Annotated in this window: 19 protein-coding genes; 14 read left to right on the top strand and 5 right to left on the bottom strand. The window is 53.3% G+C overall.

What is annotated here, in order from left to right; all coding sequences use genetic code 11:
• Positions 1-161: 161 nt before the first annotated feature.
• From HY36_RS13405 to HY36_RS13420, 4 genes are all read left to right on the top strand, one after another.
• On the top strand, positions 162-1,199 hold the full coding sequence (locus HY36_RS13405; protein ID WP_155841926.1) for a glycosyltransferase family 2 protein: 1,038 nt from the start codon (positions 162-164) through the stop codon (positions 1,197-1,199).
• A 25-nt stretch (positions 1,200-1,224) separates the two neighbouring features.
• Positions 1,225-2,148: a metallophosphoesterase family protein gene (locus HY36_RS13410; RefSeq protein ID WP_051602797.1), complete on the top strand. Its 924-nt coding sequence runs from the start codon at positions 1,225-1,227 to the stop codon at positions 2,146-2,148.
• Between the two features lie 54 nt (positions 2,149-2,202).
• Entirely contained in the window at positions 2,203-2,790 is a 588-nt protein-coding gene (locus HY36_RS13415; RefSeq protein ID WP_035553775.1) for a polysaccharide biosynthesis/export family protein, read from the top strand.
• Between the two features lie 364 nt (positions 2,791-3,154).
• On the top strand, positions 3,155-3,850 hold the full coding sequence (locus HY36_RS13420) for a sugar transferase (protein WP_081806196.1): 696 nt from the start codon (positions 3,155-3,157) through the stop codon (positions 3,848-3,850).
• A gap of 111 nt (positions 3,851-3,961) precedes the next feature.
• On the opposite strand, the gene HY36_RS13425 is transcribed toward HY36_RS13420, so the two are convergent.
• Both HY36_RS13425 and rfbC read right to left on the bottom strand, forming a co-directional pair.
• Positions 3,962-4,870, bottom strand: coding sequence for an NAD-dependent epimerase/dehydratase family protein (locus HY36_RS13425; protein ID WP_035553777.1), 909 nt, complete (start codon positions 4,868-4,870; stop codon positions 3,962-3,964).
• 30 nt (positions 4,871-4,900) lie between these two features.
• Entirely contained in the window at positions 4,901-5,431 is a 531-nt protein-coding gene (gene rfbC / locus HY36_RS13430; protein WP_035553780.1) for a dTDP-4-dehydrorhamnose 3,5-epimerase, read from the bottom strand.
• A gap of 179 nt (positions 5,432-5,610) precedes the next feature.
• On the opposite strand from rfbC, the gene HY36_RS13435 reads away from it, so the two are divergent.
• On the top strand, positions 5,611-6,945 hold the full coding sequence (locus HY36_RS13435) for a protoporphyrinogen/coproporphyrinogen oxidase (RefSeq protein WP_051602798.1): 1,335 nt from the start codon (positions 5,611-5,613) through the stop codon (positions 6,943-6,945).
• Here the strand turns inward: HY36_RS13435 and HY36_RS13440 are convergent.
• Positions 6,942-8,054: an NAD(P)/FAD-dependent oxidoreductase gene (locus HY36_RS13440; protein ID WP_035553783.1), complete on the bottom strand. Its 1,113-nt coding sequence runs from the start codon at positions 8,052-8,054 to the stop codon at positions 6,942-6,944. The two genes, HY36_RS13435 and HY36_RS13440, sit on opposite strands and share 4 nt — an antisense overlap.
• 178 nt (positions 8,055-8,232) lie before the next feature.
• On the opposite strand from HY36_RS13440, the gene HY36_RS13445 reads away from it, so the two are divergent.
• The 9 genes from HY36_RS13445 (at position 8,233) to HY36_RS13485 (ending at position 17,781) form a co-directional block, all read left to right on the top strand.
• Complete coding sequence (locus HY36_RS13445; protein WP_035553785.1) at positions 8,233-9,270, top strand: NAD-dependent epimerase/dehydratase family protein; 1,038 nt, start codon at positions 8,233-8,235, stop codon at positions 9,268-9,270.
• Between the two features lie 161 nt (positions 9,271-9,431).
• Positions 9,432-10,538: an acyltransferase family protein gene (locus HY36_RS13450; protein ID WP_035553787.1), complete on the top strand. Its 1,107-nt coding sequence runs from the start codon at positions 9,432-9,434 to the stop codon at positions 10,536-10,538.
• A 62-nt stretch (positions 10,539-10,600) separates the two neighbouring features.
• On the top strand, positions 10,601-11,572 hold the full coding sequence (locus HY36_RS13455) for a glycosyltransferase family 2 protein (protein WP_035553790.1): 972 nt from the start codon (positions 10,601-10,603) through the stop codon (positions 11,570-11,572).
• Between the two features lie 53 nt (positions 11,573-11,625).
• Entirely contained in the window at positions 11,626-12,804 is a 1,179-nt protein-coding gene (locus HY36_RS13460) for a glycosyltransferase (protein ID WP_162176000.1), read from the top strand.
• A gap of 8 nt (positions 12,805-12,812) precedes the next feature.
• Positions 12,813-13,949: a glycosyltransferase family 2 protein gene (locus HY36_RS13465; protein WP_051602799.1), complete on the top strand. Its 1,137-nt coding sequence runs from the start codon at positions 12,813-12,815 to the stop codon at positions 13,947-13,949.
• Between the two features lie 83 nt (positions 13,950-14,032).
• Complete coding sequence (gene rfbF, locus HY36_RS13470; RefSeq protein WP_035553795.1) at positions 14,033-14,824, top strand: glucose-1-phosphate cytidylyltransferase; 792 nt, start codon at positions 14,033-14,035, stop codon at positions 14,822-14,824.
• Positions 14,825-14,959: 135 nt separating this feature from the next.
• Positions 14,960-16,501, top strand: a complete 1,542-nt coding sequence (locus HY36_RS13475; protein WP_035553798.1) for a lipopolysaccharide biosynthesis protein — start codon at positions 14,960-14,962, stop codon at positions 16,499-16,501.
• Positions 16,485-17,468 (top strand): glycosyltransferase family 2 protein, encoded by a 984-nt coding sequence (locus tag HY36_RS13480; protein WP_035553801.1) that lies wholly within the window; start codon positions 16,485-16,487, stop codon positions 17,466-17,468. The genes HY36_RS13475 and HY36_RS13480 overlap by 17 nt, the downstream gene beginning before the upstream one ends.
• 82 nt (positions 17,469-17,550) lie before the next feature.
• Entirely contained in the window at positions 17,551-17,781 is a 231-nt protein-coding gene (locus HY36_RS13485; RefSeq protein WP_035553804.1) for a hypothetical protein, read from the top strand.
• Positions 17,782-17,805: 24 nt separating this feature from the next.
• Here HY36_RS13485 and HY36_RS13490 read toward each other — a convergent pair whose 3' ends face one another.
• Together HY36_RS13490 and HY36_RS13495 are read right to left on the bottom strand one after the other, a co-directional pair.
• Positions 17,806-19,101 carry an O-antigen ligase family protein gene (locus HY36_RS13490; RefSeq protein ID WP_035553806.1) on the bottom strand — a complete coding sequence of 432 codons (1,296 nt, stop codon included), beginning with the start codon at positions 19,099-19,101 and terminating at the stop codon, positions 17,806-17,808.
• Complete coding sequence (locus HY36_RS13495) at positions 19,098-20,243, bottom strand: hypothetical protein (RefSeq protein WP_051602800.1); 1,146 nt, start codon at positions 20,241-20,243, stop codon at positions 19,098-19,100. Before HY36_RS13495 ends, HY36_RS13490 begins: the two co-directional genes overlap by 4 nt.
• Positions 20,244-20,254: the final 11 nt, after the last annotated feature.

The following is a 20,254-nucleotide window of genomic DNA, read 5'->3' on the forward strand; positions in this document are numbered from 1 at the left end:
GCTAACGTAAGGGAGGGAGCGATCAGGTTTTGGTCGGTTGAAGCGTTGTTTTGCCAGCCTCTCGACATGGGCCTTAGCTTTTGGAATGAATTTTGCTGTTCCTAAACAGAAGCAGACGTTCAGGACCCTCAATGCCTTCCGATGTTATGGAAAGAAACACTATGCCGAAGTCGACATATGCATCGCAGTCGAACGCAATGGCCGTGATTCCGACCTTGAACGAGGAAGCTCACATCGAGGCGTGCATTCGCTCCCTATTGGTGGGCGACAAAGCGCTACAGGAAATTCCACTCGTCATCGCGGACGGTGGAAGTCACGACCGTACTGTTGAGATTGTCGAGGGTCTCAAAGGCGAGTTCACAAATTTGATCGTCCTGAAAAACCCCAAACGGCTACAGGCTGCAGCAATCAATCTGGCCGTCGAGGCATTTGGCTCAGACCACACCGATTATATGGTGCGTTGCGATGCACATTCGATCTATCCGCCAAATTTCATTCTGGATGTCGTCGATTCATTGAAGTCCACCCAAGCCGCATCTGTCGTCGTACCGATGGACGCCATTGGCCAATCCTGCTTCGAGAAGGCCAATGCATGGGTCTCAAACACAATACTTGGATCAGGCGGATCTGCTCACAAGGCGGGGCGGAAGTCCGGTTATGTCGATCATGGTCATCACGCTGGCTTCGATTTGAGGGTCTTCAAGAAAGTTGGCGGATACGACGATACGTTTTCTCACAATGAAGATGCCGAATACGATGCGCGCGTCGCGCAACAAGGAGGACGCATTTTTCTCAATGCAGACATCCGCATTCAGTATGTACCTCGCAGCAGCGCCACCGCCTTGGCCAGGCAATACTTCAATTATGGCAAAGGGCGCGCCCGCACCATTCGCAAACACCAGGAAGTGCTGAAATTACGACAAGCGCTGCCAATTGTGGCGTTGCTTGCAAATCTGATGAGCCTGATAGCCGCACCGTTCATTTGGTGGACTCTTCTTCTGCCAATCATGTACCTTTTGGTTCTTGGCGCAGCTTCGCTGGTCATCGCGATAAGCAAGAGATCAATCTGCGGGCTTTACGCGGGCGTTGTGTCGTTCGCCATTCATATGAGTTGGGCCGCCGGTTTCTTGCGCGAAACCATACTTCCAAAGCGTTCCGGCACCGCCTCGCCTTTGGTTTCCACCCAAAAACCACTATAAACAATTCATTAATCATTGAGCATCCATGGCAAAGCTGACGCAGCAAATTCAAAAGTCGTTTATCGAGCGCCTCGGGCAACTGACCCGCTCGACCACGTCTTTGCGCGCGCGGATGCGGCAACGGTTCGAAGCGTTCTCGACGCCAACCGAGGCAGAGGCCGAACCAGCTCCTGCTCAGGCGCTGACTCGCGTATCTGCAGCGCCGGACGGCGAATGCCTGTATGCTATTGGCGACATTCACGGTCGGCACGATCTGTTGGAACGCCTCATCGATCAAATCAAGCAAGATCGGCAAACGCTGCCTGAAGGCACCAAGTGCACGATCGTCTTTCTCGGGGACTACATTGATCGGGGGCTGCAGTCCCGCAGTGTCATCGATTTCCTAATCAGCGACCGCCTTGATAGTTTTGAAACAGTCTTCCTGATGGGAAACCATGAGGAGGCGCTTCTGCGTTTCTACCATGATGCCAGTTTCGGAAAACAATGGGTCCGATATGGCGGCGGGGAAACACTTTACTCTTATGGCTTTCAACCACCGAACACGCGCTCCAGCCTGACGTCACACGAAGCGATGCAAGCGGCGAAGAAAGCCTGGGACCAGGTCTGGACCGGATTTCGCGATCGGCTGCCGAAAGAGCACCTTGAATTCTACGCATCCCTCAAGACCCATCACATCGCGGGCGACTATCTCTTCGTACATGCAGGTGTGCGTCCTGATGTTCCTCTGGATCAGCAATCTGACCGGGACATGCTGTGGATCAGAGATGAATTCCTGGATGATGCAGCAGAATTCGAGCACGTCATCGTGCACGGCCACACGCCAGCAGATGACGTCTTCCGCGATAATCGTAGAATCGGCCTCGATACCGGAGCCTTCATTAGTGGACGCTTATCGGCTGCCAGACTTTTTGGCACTGATGTCAGCTTTCTGGAAACAAGTCCGAGTTAAAGACTAATCATAGCTTGGCGGCGGGTGCCGTCCAATCAGGGAGAATTTGGGGACATGACCATATTTCGTGCTATTTTGTTGGCGCTTGCGGCAGGTACATTCCTGCTCGTTTCTGCCTGCCAGTCCGGCACCGTCACACAGCGCTCAGACGCGACCGATGTTGCGACCGACCAGCGCACTGCTCCGGCGTACGTCCTGGGTAATGGCGACCGCCTTCGTGTAACTGTGTTCGGCCACCCGGACCTGTCCGGCGAGTTCGATGTTGACGGCTCCGGCGCAATTTCATTGCCACTGATCGGCCAGCTCGACGCGCTCGGCCTCACCACACCAGAACTCGAAGCTCGTATCGTCGAAACGCTTGATGGTGATTACATCCTGAACCCACGCGTAAGTGCGGAAGTGATCAACTATCGTCCTTTCTACATTCTCGGCGAAGTAGGCTCACCCGGCGAATATCCCTACACATCCGGCCTCACCGTTCTGAATGCCGTGGCGGCTGCGGGTGGATTTACCTATCGGGCCAACAAGAAGGTTGTGTTCATCAAAAGCGTAGATGGCGCAGAAGAACAAAGCTACACGCTCGACACCAATACAGCGGTTAAACCCGGCGACACGATCCGGATCGGTGAGCGCATTTTCTAGCGCGACTTAACCATTCAAAAATTGCAAAGGCGGCGCTTTCTGGGCGTCGCTTTTTTTGTTTCCCGATTCCCAGCTTGGCACGCGACTGTCCTAGAATCGGTCACTCATTTTCAAACGAGCAAGAAATACCCCCAGAACGCCCAAATTTCGTAGTGTTTTGCCGAATACTTACCCTTTACTTTCCCCTGACACGCGAAATTTGCGTCCATCCGCTAATTATTTTCAAAATTGGCGGTACAAACATTGCAAACCTCCCTGAAAGAAATAAACATCCAATCAATCTTCCGAGTTAACTACTCGTTAGCAAATGCGTTGGGTGTGGCAGGTAACCCGGCACATTGTGTGTAGATTGTAGGGGACGAAAATGGGATTGAGACTTTCGAAAGAGTCGCGCGAAGTGGAGATTTCGACATATACGACCCTCAGGAGCCGGCCCGTTCGTCCGGGAACTGAGCTATCGGCGAAACGCGCATTTGATGTCGTCGTCGCTTCCGCCATCCTGTTGTTCACTGCTCCTCTTATTCTTGCAGTCGCGATTATTGTGCGCTTGCAGGATGGCGCACCGGCCCTGTTCCGCCAGTCCCGTCTCGGAAAAGACGGTGTGCCATTCAAATGCTATAAGCTACGCTCCATGGTCGCTGACGCGGATATCCGCCTGCAGGAATTACTCGCCGCTGACCCGGAAGCTCGCCGCGAATGGGCAGACACACAGAAACTCACACACGATCCCCGCATCACACCTTTTGGCCACTTCCTTCGGAAAAGCTCAATCGATGAACTGCCCCAGCTTATCAATGTCATTCGTGGGGACATGTCCCTCGTAGGTCCACGCCCAATCGTTGAAAGCGAAGTTTCGAAGTATGGCGACAACTTCAAAGACTATTGCGCCGTCCGTCCTGGTCTGACAGGTCTTTGGCAGGTTCGCGGTCGCAGCGATACGACGTATGAGACCCGCGTAGAGATGGATGTCGAATATGTTCGTGAGCATTCCTTCCTGTCTGATCTCAAGATCCTTTTTCTGACGGTTCCAGCGGTCTTCAACTCCCGCGGCGCACGCTGATTCCAAAGGTCGAGAATAAAAGCTCGGCATTCCAAGGCGCATTAAAAAGCCGGACGAGATGAACGATCTCGTCCGGCTTTTCCTTGCCCAATGTTCAGGTGTCAGTTGACGTTAAAGTTGTGCCCGAAACCAGTCGATCGTATCCGCTACCCCGGTCTCAAGCGAAAAGCGCGGCGCCCAATCGAGACCAGATGCGCGTGTCTTTGACATATCAGCGACAATAAGAGGTGGCTCGAACGCAGGCGCTTCCCTCGCTCCAAGCTTGACCAGATCATTCCGGCCAACAGCGCTGGCGATTTCAAGAATGACGTCTTTGACGCGGACCGCCTGGCCAGTTCCGATATTGTACTCGCCGGTCAGATCACTGGCGGCAAGCGCTGCCATGCCGCGGCCGACGTCCGCCACATGACTGTAGTCGCGCAGCTGCATGCCGTGAGAACACGCCGCTTCGTCTCCCGCCAGCAATGAGTTGATCACATAAGCCGTCAGGCGGCTTTCGTGCTCACGAGGGCCATAAATGAAGAATGGGCGACCTGCCACGAATGAGGCCCCGGCCACCTGACACATGGCTGAGAGGCCGTGCAGAACTGACACTTTCGCGGTTCCGTAAATCGTGTTCGGGCGCAATGGCGTGACATCTTCGATGCAAATTCCGGACGTCCAGTCATATTCGCCACAGGACCCACACAAAGCGATGCGTTTGCCACCAGCATCAAGAAAGTCCCGTCCCAAGGCGAGGCTTGCCTGAAGCCAGTCAGTATTTTCTGGCGCTCCCCAAAGCCCGCTGACCGCAGCACGCCATGCGATATGGAGCAGCGTATCGGCCCCAGCCTCGGAGATCAGTTTTTGCCGAGCCGCTGGATCTGTCAAATCGCAAGCGACATAATGCGCTCCAGAGACGCTCTCGGAAATCGGGCGGCTTGTTGGAACGATAACCTTGTGCCCGCGGGCAACCAGTTCCGTGACGGCATGGAACCCGATGAAGCCGGTACCGCCTGTAACAATAATGGTCTGTGTCATTGATTGATTTTCCGCGTGTGCAGCTGCTTGTCAGATGTCGAGATCGGGCCAGTTGCGGTCCTTATCGGAGATATCGGTAACCGGGGCAGGCCATTTGATTCCAATACCCGGATCGTCCCAGCGAACACCGCGCTCCGTTCCCGGCGCGTAGGCATGCGAGGTCTGGTAAAACACTTCAGCACCGTCCGTCAGTGACAGGTATGCGTGCGCGAATAGAGGCGGAACAATCAGCGCCTTCCGGTTTTCAGCTGTCAGTTCGACGCCGAACCATTGGTATCGCGTCGGCGAATCTGGCCGCATATCGACGATGACGTCGAAAACGGCGCCATTGATACAGCGAAAGAATTTTGCCTCCGGCGCTGTTTCGTTCTGATAATGCAATCCGCGCAACGTCCCGGCCGAAACGTTGCCGGACATATTCGCTTGGACGAATTCATAGTTCGCACCAACCGTGGCAAGTTCGTCCTTGCAGTAAGCTCGCGCAAAATAGCCGCGCGCATCCGAGAATGGCTCCTGCTCAACGATGAACGCACCGCTGAGCGGCGTTTCGACAAATTTCATGTCAGTCCCCTGAAGTGATGTCCGGAAATTGGATTAGCCTATAGAAGTTGCAAATCACATTCCGAGATTAACAATCTTTTCGCTGTCATTTCATCGTATCGAAACTTCTATGGTTTACGGGCGATCGTGACCAAACAAGCCGTGCAAGCGTGGGACATGGCGAACTTACGGAGACTTCTATGAATGACGGCAATCTGACCGAAAGCGGTGTGCGCATTCTCGGCGCGGGGTGCGCAGGCTTCGGTGCAGCTCATCAACTGCACTCACAAGGGGTCAAGCCTGTCATCTACGAAGCGCGAGATCACATTGGCGGGCATACCGCCAGCTTCGACTATAAGGACGGCTTCATTTTCGACGAAGGGCCGCATATCTCTTTTACAAAGAATGAGCGGATCAAGACACTCTTTGCTGAAAGCGTGGAGCAGGACTTCCAAGCCTTCCCGTCCCGCGTAAACAATTACTGGCAAGGCCATTGGATCAAGCATCCGGCTCAGGTGAATTTGGCGGGTCTTCCGAGACAATTGATCGTTGATTGCATCAAGGATTTTGTCCACGCGCAAAACAATGAGTATGGCGAAATCCGCAATTATCAGGATTGGCTTCACGCGGCCTTCGGCCCAACCTTCGGCGACACGTTCCCGGGCGAGTACACCAAGAAGTACCACACGACAGAAGCCAAGAACCTGACCACGGATTGGCTTGGACCGCGCCTGTACCAACCGGATCTCGAAGAGGTCCTCCACGGCGCGCTCGACAAGGATACTCAGGACGTCCACTACATTCCGGACTTCCGCTATCCGACAAATGGCGGCTTCGTCTCCTACCTCGACATGTTCGCAAAGAAGTCTGAGGTTCACCTCGATCATCGCGTGACCGAAATCGACACAAGGGAAAAGATGCTTACCTTCTCTCATGGGGGACAAGCATCCTATGAGAAACTGATCTCCTCGATCCCGCTGCCGGCGCTGATCCCACTCATCAAGGATGCCCCCAAGGATGTTCAGGAGGCCGCTGCGCTCCTGTCATGCAGTCAGGTCGTACTAATCAATATCGGGGTAAATCGGGCGAACGTTTCGGATTGTCACTGGACCTATTTCTACGACGCAGACATTCCGTTCTCGCGCTTGTCCTTCCCTCACATGTTTTCCCCGCACGTCGCCCCGGAAGGCTGCGGCGCAATTCAGGCAGAGATCTATTTTTCAGATAAATGGAAGCCGATGACCGGTACGCTGGAAGACTGGATCGAACCGACCATCCAGAGCCTGATGAAGATCGGCTACATTCAGGACCGGGAAGAAATCATCCACACTTCGACCCTCTACGCCCCGTGGGGCAATGTCATCTTCGACCACGACCGCCCCAAATGCCTCAAACTGGTACATGACTATCTGAAGGAAGTTGGTGTCGCCTATTGCGGCCGGTATGGCGATTGGGCGTATATCTGGACAGATGAAAGCTTCATCTCAGGTGAACGCGCCGCAAACATGGTCATGAATTACGGCGCTGAAGCCTAGTTCAGAAGTGACGCAACCCGGTCAGCAATCGCCAGGCTGGACGTGAGTCCAGGGCTTTCTATGCCAAACAGATGGACCTGACCGGGCACCCCATGATCCTCAGGACCGGCAATCCGGAAATCTGCATTCGGCTGCCCCGGTCCGGATATTTTCGGGCGAATGCCGGAGTATCCGGCAACAAGCGAGTCATCTGGCAGCCCCGGCCAATAGCGCCGGATCGCCTCGTAGAATGAGTTGCCGCGTGCGGGATCAACTTCATAGTCGAGTGTTTCAACCCATTGGACATCCGGGCCAAAACGCGCCTGCCCGCCCATATCGAGCGTCAGATGCACACCCAACCCGCCTGGCTCCGGCACGGGATAAATCAATTTGCTGAACGGTGTAGAGCCACTCAGTGAGAAATAATTGCCCTTGGCGTAGTAGAATTCGGGCACGTGCTCAGATGGCACACCCTCAATACGTCCAGCCAAAGCTGGAGCAGTCAGACCTGCAGCGTTCACAACCATGTTGGCCGTAATCGTCGCAGCTTCATCGCCTGAACAGACCAATCGGGTCCTTCCATCTGGCAAGACTTCGCCCGAAACAACTTCCGTCTTGAATGCGATCACACCTCCATGATCTTCAGCTTCTCCCTGGAGACTGACCATGTAGGAATGACTGTCCAGTATTCCGGTGGAGGGCGACAGCAAAGCGCGGGTAGCATGAAGCGCTGGCTCCAATAGCTGGGCCTCTGCAGCATCGATGATCGTCAAATCATCCACGCCGTTGTCCCAAGCGTGCGATGCAATGCGCTCTAATTCCTCAGCCTGAATGTCGTTTGTCGCAACGATCAGTTTCCCGCATTGGCGATACGGGAGTGACCGCGACTGCAGATATTCATAGAGTTTTTCACGACCGGACACACAGCATTCAGCTTTCAGTGAACCTTTCGGATAGTAAATGCCCGCATGGATGACTTCAGAGTTCCGCGAACTGGTTTCCATGCCGATATCGGCACCGCGCTCGATGACCAAGACATCACGCCCACCTTTAGCCAGCGCCCTGGCACACGCCAGCCCGACAACGCCTGCACCAATGACGACGCACTCTATTTCGTACCCTGTATCCATGAGCGGTAATTAGAACAAAAATATCGGACACGCTAATTCGAATTTTGGTTCTGTCACGGCCCGGTTCTTGCTACTTGGCAGACAATCCTGTCTCGAAATCGGCATGATCTGCGCATTGAACTAAAACAGCACAGTCGCCGTCACTTTGAGACACCATGCAATCCAAGGGGACACTCTCATGCGCGTACTTTTCACTGGGGCTGATGGATATATCGGGGCTCTGTTGGGGCCTTATCTGCTTGAGCGCGGTATTGATGCCGTCGGTCTTGATACCGGATACTATCGCGAAGGCTGGCTCTACCCCATGAGCGGGCCGCGCCCACAGATTGTCACCAAAGACATTCGCGACATTACGGCTGAGGATCTGCAAGGCTTCGATGCCGTCGCACACCTTGCAGAACTTTCGAACGATCCGCTTGGCCAGCAAAATCCGGAACTGACCTTCCAGATCAACCACCAAGGCTCGGTTCGTTTGGCGAATGAAGCCCGCAAGGCTGGAGTGAAGCGCTTCGTATATATGTCCTCCTGCTCCGTTTATGGCGTCGGCAAGGATGACGGCGTTCTGGACGAGACGAGCGAAGTCAATCCGCAAACGGCCTATGCCGAATGCAAGGTTCGCGTTGAGAACGACCTCACGCCAATGAACGATGCAAACTTCACGACCTGCTTCATGCGCAACGCAACCGCCTATGGTGCCAGCCCGCGCCAGCGCTTCGATATCGTGCTCAACGATCTGTGTGGCCTTGCCTGGACCACGAAAGAAATCAAGCTGTTGTCAGACGGCAAACCGTGGCGGCCTCTCGTCCACGCTCTGGACATGTGTCAGGCGATTTACTGCGCACTGAATGCGGATCAGGACAAGATCGCCGGACAGCGTATGAATGTAGGTTCCACCGATCAGAACTATCGGGTCATCGACATTGCCAAAATCGTTGCAGACGAGTTCCCGGATTGCACACTGTCGGTCGGAGAGCCGTCTGCCGACAACCGGTCCTACCGGGTGAATTTCGACAAGATTCAGAAATTGATGCCGGACTTCAAATGTGAATGGACCGCAGAAAAAGGCGCCGCGCAGCTTCACAAGGTGTTCAAAGCCATCAATATGACACCAGAAATCTTCCAGGCAAATCCGTATACGCGCCTGAAAATGTTGATGAAGTACAAGGCCGATGGACTGCTGACAGACGACTTGTACTGGTCATCGTCCGATCTTTAGCGAACGCCTCAGGGCGGGCTGGCGGAAAAATCGGCGCCAGTCGCCCATGAGGTGGGCGAGGTAGAACAGAAATCGTATGCTGAATCACTTGGAATAATCGTTGTATGTAGCTCACTGTCATGTGACAGAAGCGGTATTCCGAGACTGGATGGGGACGTCTCGTGTCAATAGAAACACCTACTCAAAGCAAAGTAGCGTCCAAGCGGTTCGTTCTGCTCGACAGCTTGCGCGGCTATGCCGCCTTCGCGATCATGATCCTGCATTTTCCTGAGATAAATGGATCTCTCAACACCTATCTGGCTGTAGACTTCTTTCTCATTTTGTCTGGCTTTGTGTTGATGCACGCATACTTTCGCAACCCAGAATTCTCGCTCGTTTCATTTGCACAAGCCAGATTTGCGCGTCTGTACCCATTGCACCTGGTCACTCTGATCGTCTCTGTTCTGATATATATCGCAACGAACGAATACATCGACAAATCCACATTGGCGCTACACGGATTGATGATCCATCATGTTGGGTTGGGACCTGACAAATTCTGGTTCAATTCTCCATCCTGGTCGATCTCTGTCGAATTCTGGGTAAATATTCTGGTCGCACTCGCCTTGGCATTCGGGACCAGAATCCTGGGCTCGATCAAATCATCAATCGTCAACGGCCTGATGATCGTAGTTTCAATCGCGTGTTATGTGACGCTGTTCATAACGCTCGGGCATCTGGACGGACACATTCAGACATTGGCGCCGGCCGTCAGCGCAGGAATGGTCCGTGGGATGGCCTCATTCATGGCGGGCATCCTGATCTACAAGCTGTACACGCATCTGGACGCGGCCCCCAACCCAGCGCTTCAGCGTGCATTTGGGATGGCAACGCCAATACTACTTGGACTGTTCGCGATCTGTCTTTGGCTGCCATACATCCATCTGTGGATAGATTTTATCATGCTGCCGCTATTCCTCGCAGTCGTGCTGATCGGCGCGTTCGAGGTCGGATCAAGCGCAAAGCTCGCGATGAAGATCCATCATCTGGGCACCATTTCATTTTCCCTGTATCTCATACACCGTCCAATACAGAAGATCGCCTACCTGATCCTACCGGAAGACACGCCATTGGCCGTAAAAATTCTTCTGATTGTACCGGTCGTACTGGTTCTGGCCCACCTCACCCAAAAATACTTTGAAATGCCCGTTTATCGGCGTCTCAAAAAATTACTTCGGGACGCGCCTCTGTTCGCATCAAAATTAAGTACACGCAGCGCTCGGGATTGATCGCCTTCACTCTTCTTCAAAGTCCTTTCCAAAGATAATTTCTAACATCCGGTTTCCGACGAATGACCACTCTCAAACCCGACACGACACTTCCAAAAGTTGCTATCATCACCCCAGTCTACAACGGTGCGGATTTCCTTTTGGAAACACTCGAAAATGTGCAGGCCCAGGACTATCCAAACCTGGTCCATATCGTGCTGGATAATTGTAGCACCGATGGCACAGCTGACATTTTGGAAGCCTTTGAGCCTAAAAATTTTCCTGTGATTGTTCACAAGAACACGCAATTGCTCCCACTGTACTCCAACTGGAATACGGCGATGAGCCATGCTCCAGCAGACGCAAAATATGTAAGGCTTCTTTGTGCGGATGACACAATGTCTTCGAACTGCACGCGAAAAATGGTGGAAGTCGCCGAGACTGATGATGATATCCTGCTGGTCGGAACGAACGTATCCAAGAATGATGAGCCGGTCCCATTTGTCTGGCCGGAAGACCAGACTGTTATGGACGGCAAGGAAGTCGTGCGACGCTTCTTCTTGAATCAGATCGGCTTTTTCGCTGTTCATATGTTGATGCGCCGGGATGTCATGGACTGGCGCGATCCGATTTATGATGATCGCTTTACGGGTGCTGACTTCGAATCCGTGCTGGCTATCCTGAAACGCGGAAAATTTGGCATGGTGCACGAACGCCTCGGATGGGTCCGCATTCATGATGGCTCACAAACCGCCGCGACGATTGTCAAAAAGAATACGCATTTTGTAGACTGGCTAAACTCTTTGTATGAACACGGACCGGATGTTCTTACGGAACGGGAGTTCAAACGCGTTACACGTCGGTATTGCAGACACTATTTCCGGCGTGCCCTGCGTTGGAAGAAAGAGTACGGCGCCGAGGCAACCGAACGTCATTTCGCCGCGCTGGAGAAGCAGCGCGGCCCAACAACTTTTGCCACCTATGCCGACGCGTGGTTTGATTGGCTGATGATCAAGGTTGGTGTCCGGAAATACTGGTCCGGCTGGCCATCCTGAGCGCTAGAGAACGGACGATGAATTCTGGACCTCTTCACCCGATTAATGAACCGATGAAAATCGGCTTTCGCGTTGGCACGTTTCCAAAGCTGTCGGAGACCTTCATTCTGGACCAGATTGAAGGAATGATCGCCCGCGGACATCAAGTTTCCATTCTGGCAAACGACCGGGCCAAGCCACAGGAAAAGGCTGTATCGCCTGAAGGATTGCACGACCTCTCCTATGTTCGCTCAGACAATCCTCTCTTGTCCGGACTACAAGATCGACTGCCTTACCGTCTCCGCAGAGCGCTTACCGCCTCGCGCGAGCGCAAGTTCTGCACAGCCAATGATGTTATTATCTGCAACTTTGGCTGGTTTGGCGCTCAAGTACTGGAAAGCGCCAACTCGCTGTCTCCGGCACCAAAAATTCTCACGATCTTCCACGGCGACGATATGTCGAGAAGCTTGCTTGCCAATGGAGGCAATCTGTATTCAGACCTGTTTGATCAGAGACAGATGCTATTGCCGGTCAGTGACTTCTGGTCTGAACGACTTCAGCAATTCGGTGCACGCGAAGAAGACATTTTCGTTCACCGAATGGGCGTGAAGACCGAGAACTTCAAATATGCACCGAAAACTCGATCCAATACCGATCCATTCAAACTTGTCACCGTATGTCGTTTTGTTGAAAAGAAGGGGTTGGAGTACGCAATTCGTGGGTTTGCAAAAGCCGTGAGCCAAGCGCCCGATCTGACAATGCGGTTTGAACTCATAGGCTCCGGTCCGCTCGAAGCATCTCTCAAAGCACTTGTTCGCGACCTTGGCATTTCAGAATTGGTGAGCTTCTCAGGCGCTTTGCCACACAAGGAAGTTGCACACGCGCTAGCCCGGTCTGACGCGCTGGTCCTGCCAAGTGTGGTCTCTGAAGACGGAGATATGGAAGGGATTCCGCTTTCGCTGATGGAGGCCATGGCCAGTGGCGTTGGCGTCATCTCCACCTATCATAGTGGCATCCCGGAACTCATTGAAAATGGTGTATCGGGCCTTCTGGCACAGGAAAAGAACTGTGATCAGATAGCGGATCACATTCTGACCTTGGCCAGGAACCCGGAATTGGCTGTCACTCTCACTCGAAATGCGCGCGAAGTGATTGAAGAAAAATTCAATTCGACCAAGCTCAATGATCAACTCGAAGAATTGTGTAAGCGCGCGCTCACCGATTCGGGCGTCCCGCCCCAAAGCACTGAGTGAGGATCCGTATGTCGGATGGCGTTTCTGTAATACTTCCAACCTACAACCGGTGTACCCTGCTTCAGGAAACCCTGGAGTCTGTGCTCGCGCAATCCCTACAGCCTGCCGAAATCATTGTGGTTGATGACTGCTCGCCTGACGACACAGTTGAGATGCTAGCGACGTATGGCGACAAATTGCGACTGATAACCAAGCAAAGCAATCAAGGAAAAGCCCATTCGATCAATCTGGCACTTTCAGAGTGCCAGCATCCGCTTGTCTGGATCGTTGATGATGACGACCTGATGCATCCGGACGCTCTGCAGACCCTCACAAATTTATTGCAACACAATCCAGAAGCCGGCTTTGCCCATGGCCGCCACGTCCGTTTTTCGATCGACAATGCCGGAAACCGCCAGGAATGGGACACAGGTTACTGGACTGAATGCGCGTCTGAGGAGTTTCTGGTCCGCACAATGGAGGATTTCTTCGTTCACCAGCCGGGCATGATCTTTAAGCGTGCGCTCGTCGACCAATCTGGACCCTTGAACGAAAATCTCGTTCGCTCTCAAGACTACGATTTCCTGATCCGACTGGCTCGTGTTGCCTCAGGAGTTGGAACGCAAGACGTTATTTTCTTCCAGCGTCAACACGATGGACTCCGTGGCACGAAGGAAAACAGCTTCTCTGCGACAGAACGCGACAAGAAATGGATGGAATACGACCAGAAGATTTTTCGCGCGCTGAGAGACGATATGGATTTAAGCGAGTTCCTGCCGTCTGGCGAACAGATCCAATCTCCAACCGACAAACGCCGCGCACTGCTTCAAAGAGGCGTAATCATGGGCCGCAAGAAGCTTTGGGACCTAGCAATCCAGGACTTCTCCGATGCAGCATCACTAGGGGACGCCCCTTTGAGCGATGCCGAGACGCTCACTCTTTCACGCGCATTTTCATCGAAATACGGCTGCGAAGAGATCTTCGATGGCTCGTTTCCAATCGCTGAATACAAACAGATATTCGCATCGGCACCCCTTGGACCTGAGATCTGTAGATCGCTTTCGAACGGGCTTAGATGGCGGATTCGAGAGGCGCTGTTTAAGGGAAAGATAACCCGCGCATTCTTGTATTCTCGCTTCATGCTGGCTCTGAGACGAGCGCGATAGGCAACCATCAGCTTGCCTGATGGGCTGGCTTGTTTCTTGCTAAGATATGCGCAAATGAACATTAGCGGATCGGGACGACATCCATGAAAGTTGTATTGCTCGCAGGCGGCTTCGGCACACGCATCAGTGAAGAAACCAGCATTCGGCCAAAGCCGATGGTTGAAATCGGCGGAAACCCGATCTTGTGGCATATTATGCGCCAGTACGCCGCCCACGGCCTCAAGGATTTCGTCATCTGCGCAGGCTACAAGTCTGATTATATTAGAAATTACTTTCTGAACTATCGCAACACCCGCTCAGACTTCACAATGAACTTGCGGTCCGGCCAGGTAGAGTTTCATGAAACCGAAGCTGAAGACTGGAATGTTACGGTGGTCGACACAGGCCTGAATACGATGACAGGCGGCCGCATCAAGGCAGCGCGGCGCTACATCGGCGACGAACCGTTCTGCGTGACCTATGGTGACGGCGTTTCGAATGTGAACATCACGAATCTCATCGAAAAGCACAAAGCATCGAATGCCTACGCGACGCTGACAGCGGTGGTTCAGCCCGGTCGTTTCGGTGGCCTCAGCCTGGATTCCCAGACCGGTGCGGTTCGGTCGTTCCGCGAGAAGGCCGCAGAAGATGGAAACGTCATCAATGGCGGCTTTTTCGTCTGCGAGCCCGAGGTTTTCGACTATATTGATGGTCCGGACACAATTTGGGAACGAGACCCACTCGAACGCCTGGTCTCTGACAACAAGCTCAACGCCTACCGTCACTTCGGCTTCTGGCAGCCGATGGATACGCTCAGAGACAGGAACTACCTTGAAGGCCTTTGGGAGAAAGGCGATGCCCCATGGGCACCTGAGCAGTTGATGGGCAAGAGCTGACTTCCAGCAATCCTGATATGGCACAATTTGCGCGCTCAGGCCGTCCCGTCACGACAATCTGCTAATGTTCATGGCGCATTCGATACCAGTTTGTAGAATCCACGTTTCGCCCCTCCTCCCGAAAGGTACCCATGCATGTCCAAAGGACTGATGAGCTCAGCAGGAAAGGCCGCCGCGTGGAGCGCCGTGGGGAGCTGGGCCGGACTGGTTGGCAGCATGCTGTCGCTGGTCGTATTGGCGCGCCTATTGGCTCCTACCGACTTTGGCATATACGGGTTTGTGCTGGTGACGTTGGCCATTCCCGAAGCGATCGCCTGCAACAGCCTGAATGAATCGCTTATTCAACGGCAAGAGTTGACTAGGGGGCACTCAAACTCCGTCTTTGGCTTGTCGTTCTTTTTCGCAGCGCTGTTCTTTGTGATCATCGCGGTTTCCGCTCCGATGATCGAGGCATTTTTCGGACAGGAGGGCTTGACCCCATTCCTGTGGGTTATGTCCGCAGGTCTCTTTGTGGGAGCTTTCACTGCAGTCCCGGCCGGCCATCTCCAGCGACGTCTCGCATTCAAGCAAATTGCCCTCGTCGACGTGGTGGGCACCCTCGTAGCAGCGATTGTGGGCATTGTACTCGCGATACTGCTCCAGAACGCTTGGGCGCTGCTTATTATGGAGTTGTCGCGTCGAATCGTTCGAATGCTGGCTTTTTGGTGGTTCGACCGGTGGATGCCTTCTCTCTCCTTCTCCATCTCTAACTTGAAGGATCTTGCGGCTTTCAACTTCGCCTCCGTAAGCCTTCGCCTTATCACCGTGCTTGAGAAAAGCATTCCCCAGGCTGTTATTGGCATGTTTCTCGGTCCTGCAGCACTCGGAATGTTCAATCTTGCAATGCGCGTTCAAGAGCAAGCCGGGACCGCCCTGATCTCTCCTTTCGGCGCGATTGCCCTGCCCTTTGCATCGAAATCCCAAGCCAACCGCGAATTGCTCCACAAGCTGTTGCGCGGTGCAATAACGGTTGCAACTTTTGTCGCCTACCCCGCATTTCTCGGTGCAGTTGCTATCGCGCCCGTCGCTGTACCAATCGTCTTTGGAGAGCAGTGGATCGGCGCAATTGGCGCAATTCAGATCTCGTTGCTGATCGGGATTCGCCGCCCGACATCTACATTCGACGCGGGCGTGCTAAAAGGCGTCGGTCGCCCGGATCTGGTATTGAAGATCGCGCTGATCTGTCTGGCAACGATGATTGCCCTCCCATATGTTGCGCCATATGGTCTTGAAGCGATCATGTGGCTAATCTGGGCACAGAAGATGATTGGCTGGGTACTCGGTGCGCTCGCCGTTCAGCGTGTGGTTGGATTTTCCATCAAACAGCAAGTTTTCGCTGGGGCATCCGCCTTGCTCGCATCGATCATCATGGCGGGCGCTGTCATTCTTACGTCGGCTCGAATTCCCGAGCACGTGGATGACATAGCAAAATTATTACTTTTGGTTGTGCTGGGCGCGCTGACTTATCCGCTGGTGTTGCTAATCGTTTCACCTCGCACCACCCTTCGTCGTATCAGGGCACTGGTCCTACTCTTCGCCGGGAAGAAGGAGCGCGCCCTACAGACAATGATGAATTCGCCAGACAATGACGAGTCGTCCAACTTTGCCCCTGAGGTTTCAGATGCGGCAAAATCTTGATCCCTCCAAAGTCGCCATTGTCATTCCACTGTACAATGACGAACCACATATCGAACGCGCAATTCTCAGTGCGCTTAAGCAAGAGTGCCCCAGTGGCATCTCTCTCGAGGTCATTGTCGTCGATGACTGTTCGACGGATTCTGGTTATGAGATTGCGAAAAGTCTGGAAGATGTTCACCCCAACCTGAGAGTGTTGAAGCAATCAATTAATCAGGGCCCATCCGCTGCGCGAAATCTCGCATTGTCTCAAACAGATGCTGGCTGGTTCACGCCGCAGGACAGCGATGACATTGTTTTGCCAGACCGCCTGTCGAAACTTCTGGCCACTGCAATCGAAAACAATCTTGATTGGGTGGCAGACAATCTTCTCATTTCGCAGGAAGCGTCCCCACAATCGATAGAACGCAACCTTTGGCCAGAAAAGCCCGACGGTCCGATTCCGCTTACAGCCGAGTTCTTTGTAGAGCGATCATTTGAAGTCGAAACGCCTCGATCCGAACTCGGTTTTATCAAACCTCTCTTCAATCGGTTAGCCATGAAAGATGGCGACTCGCCTTATCTTAACGAACTACGATTTGGCGAAGACTTTGAACTTTACACACGCCTTCTCCTGGACGGTACCAAAGCCTGGTTGATTGACCCTTGCGGCTACTATCTCGTCCAACGAGCAGGATCAGCATCTCACTCGCAAGCTGGGCGTGACCATCGCAGGCTTGCCGCAATTTCAGCACGCATGTCGAAAAGGCCGGGGATCTCGCCAGATGCGAAATCAGCACTGAAGGCTCATGCCGCTTACTCGCAGCGCGAAGCCGCAATCTGGGCGTGGATGGACGGTGTCCGACAACGCGACATTTCATTGACGCTGTCTGCATTTAGCTTTTCAGTAGATGCGTCCCTGAATCTTCTGGGCACAATCATGAAGCAAGTCCTCAGAAAGCTGCTGCCAGCCCGCAGCATCACAGAATAATCCAATTCTCGCCGGATTCATCCGCAAGATGGCTTACCATGACAGGTGAATTGAGAATCGCGTCTTAAAGGCGCTTTAAGGAATGACCGGTCTATATACGTTCATGAATGAGGTGAACCCGTCTCTTGCTAGGACACGCTCCATGATGAATTTGGCGACTCAAACCAGCGTTATCGGGACTTATCGGGATCAGCCGAAAACGGACACGCATGGTGTGAACAAATGGCCAGTTTGGCTGCGCATCCTGGTGATCGTTAGCCTCAGCTCAGCGCTTTGGACAGGTATCATTGCTGGCGTTGCAGCAATCCTCTAGTTCTCTCACCTACCCGCCAGTCCACTAAGCGGCGCTTCTGTTTCCCGTGATAAATACCGGCATTTCTCCTACGCGCTTCCTGCGTACGGGAGATAGTGTAGCAGCTGCGCCGATATACAAAAGATTCAAGGCCGTATTGAAGCTGGACCAAGCAGTAGATTCTGTGAACGTCGAAACGAACACGATGCCTCCGAAAACAAGCCAAGCCGACATCTCAAGAGAAGTTTGCTGGAAAAACTGTAGCAGAAGCCTGTAGCCGCACCACGCCCACATCAACAGGTAGAGAGCCAATCCGATAAACCCCAGATGCACGCGAACCTCGAGATACGCGTTGTGGAACGTCAGTTGGGTTCCGTAGGGCTTGAAGTCTGTCTCGTTGATAGACTGCGCTGCACCGTTTGAGATGTGCCAGAAGCCCGAATGGCCATGCCCGATCCAGGGATGTTCAGCTGCGGCAACTTCACCCGCGGCCCAGATAGCGGTTCGGCCTGTGAATGTAGAATCCTTGCCCAGCGCAGCGAGGAAGTCCTGCAGGTAGGATTGATGCGTCTGGTTGAGCACGAACATCGCACCCAACAAAATGGCTGAAAAAGCCGTCAAAACCAGAAGCGACCGAAGGTGGCGAATACGGCTGATCGAGACCCAAAGAAACTTAACACCCATAAGGCCAGCAATACCTATCGCGGCGAACACCAAGGCAGTGGCCGACGGCGCCCGCAACATGAACAGAAGTGCGACGGGAAACGCGACAGCTGCGAGCATGCGCGTCCAAGGCCAAGATTTGTCGTTCAACAACGTCGTTAGGCTGAGCAAAGCCACAAGGAGCATTTGCTGTGCGAAATAGTTTTTCTGAGGATACGGGCCGCCTGCATGCATGGTGTCGTAATAAGGCGCACAGACAACAAGTGCGGCAACTCCAGCGAAAAACATGCAGCGCAAGATAGTCGAGATATCAAACCGCGCGATCGTGATTAAGGCTACAATTGGCGTGAGCAGGAACAGCAAAGCCGTGCGCAAGGCATCTCCTGTAAAGGGAGACCATGCCACTGACATCAGACCGAACAGCTGAATCGGAAAAAGTGGCCACGCCTTGAGCATGACCGGGATAATTTCATCCTTGTAAAGGAACAGCTGTGCGACAAACCACAAGACGATCAAATATCTTAGGGGCGTCTCCATTGGCAGCGGAACGAACGCATTTAGGAACCATATAGAAAGAAGCGCTTGCTCCCAAAAAGGAATCTTGCGCGGCTCTTCATATACAGTAGCCAAGACAAGCGCATCGCGGTCATCAGCAGGAATACGACTTACGATGTTCATGTCGCGCTCTCCCCCCCAAGGCTCGTCCTTACGACATCACGCATGAAGCCAGCTGGCTGAATAAAAATGTCCTCGGGTAACGCATTCAAGACATTCACATATCGGGTTATCTCACTTCGATCAGAAACGAGTTTTTCGATCAGTTTGGGTAACTCCGTCTCCAGTGGTTCCTCGACCACAAAACCGCAGCCATGCCGTTGCAGCCACGCCGCAGTCTCAGTGCCCGCAGGCGCGATGGAGGGCGTTGCGTAGTAGCCGCCTTCATATATGCGGTTTGGTAGCAACCAGACCGAGTTGTATCCCGCTTCCATGAAATCACCTGCCCAGACGACGTCCAGCGAGGCATAAATTCCCGACAAGTCTTCAGGCGATTGATAGCTGCCGAAATATCGCACGTTCTGGCGCGCATCAATTTCAGGTTCAAACACTGGAATTTCTGTTCGGGCCGGCAGCCCGTGGAGATGAACCTCTACTGCGTGAGGGAAAGCATCGGCCAATGCGCATAGAAGATTGAATGATCGTTGGCATCTCAAATTGCCGACCCAACCAAGGGTGATTTTTTTTGATGCTGCGCTTTCTGAACATACGTCACCGCACGGACGAGGTCCAAAGTCAGCATCCGCGCTGAGCCGGTTTTCAACAAGGTAAGCCTTGTACTGACCAGCATAGTACCGCTCAAAATGGTTCTTGATAAAACCGGGAGAACTAACCACCAGCGCTCGGCTACGTTTCAGCAAAGATCTTTCCAAAAATCGCACTGTCCGTCCGACAATGTCTTTGCGAACCAGCAATCGGTGCACATCAAGGCTCTCATAAATGACCGGTGTGTCCAATTTTGCGTAGCGCTTCGCTAGAAATGCACAAGCCAACATGTCCAGATTACGAGCGTAGATCAGGTCAGCATCCGCGAGCTTTTCCCTGTGGGCAGCAGCCTTTCTCGCCCCTTTGAACACCTGTGCAATCCGTTGAAGAAAAGCGCCATCGCGAGTTTTGCCAAGATCGACATTCTCCCATTCGGGGTCGCTATCTCGGCGGCGCATCATGAAACCCGTAACTTCCAGACCGTCTCCGACAAAGGATTTGACCCGGCGACGCACGGCCGCATCGGCCGCGTCGTGTCCGAAGAAGGCAATCCTGGTCATTACAAAATCCA

It is taken from the genome of Hyphomonas atlantica corrig., from assembly GCF_000682715.1.
Taxonomy (GTDB): Bacteria; Pseudomonadota; Alphaproteobacteria; order Caulobacterales; family Hyphomonadaceae; genus Hyphomonas; species Hyphomonas atlantica.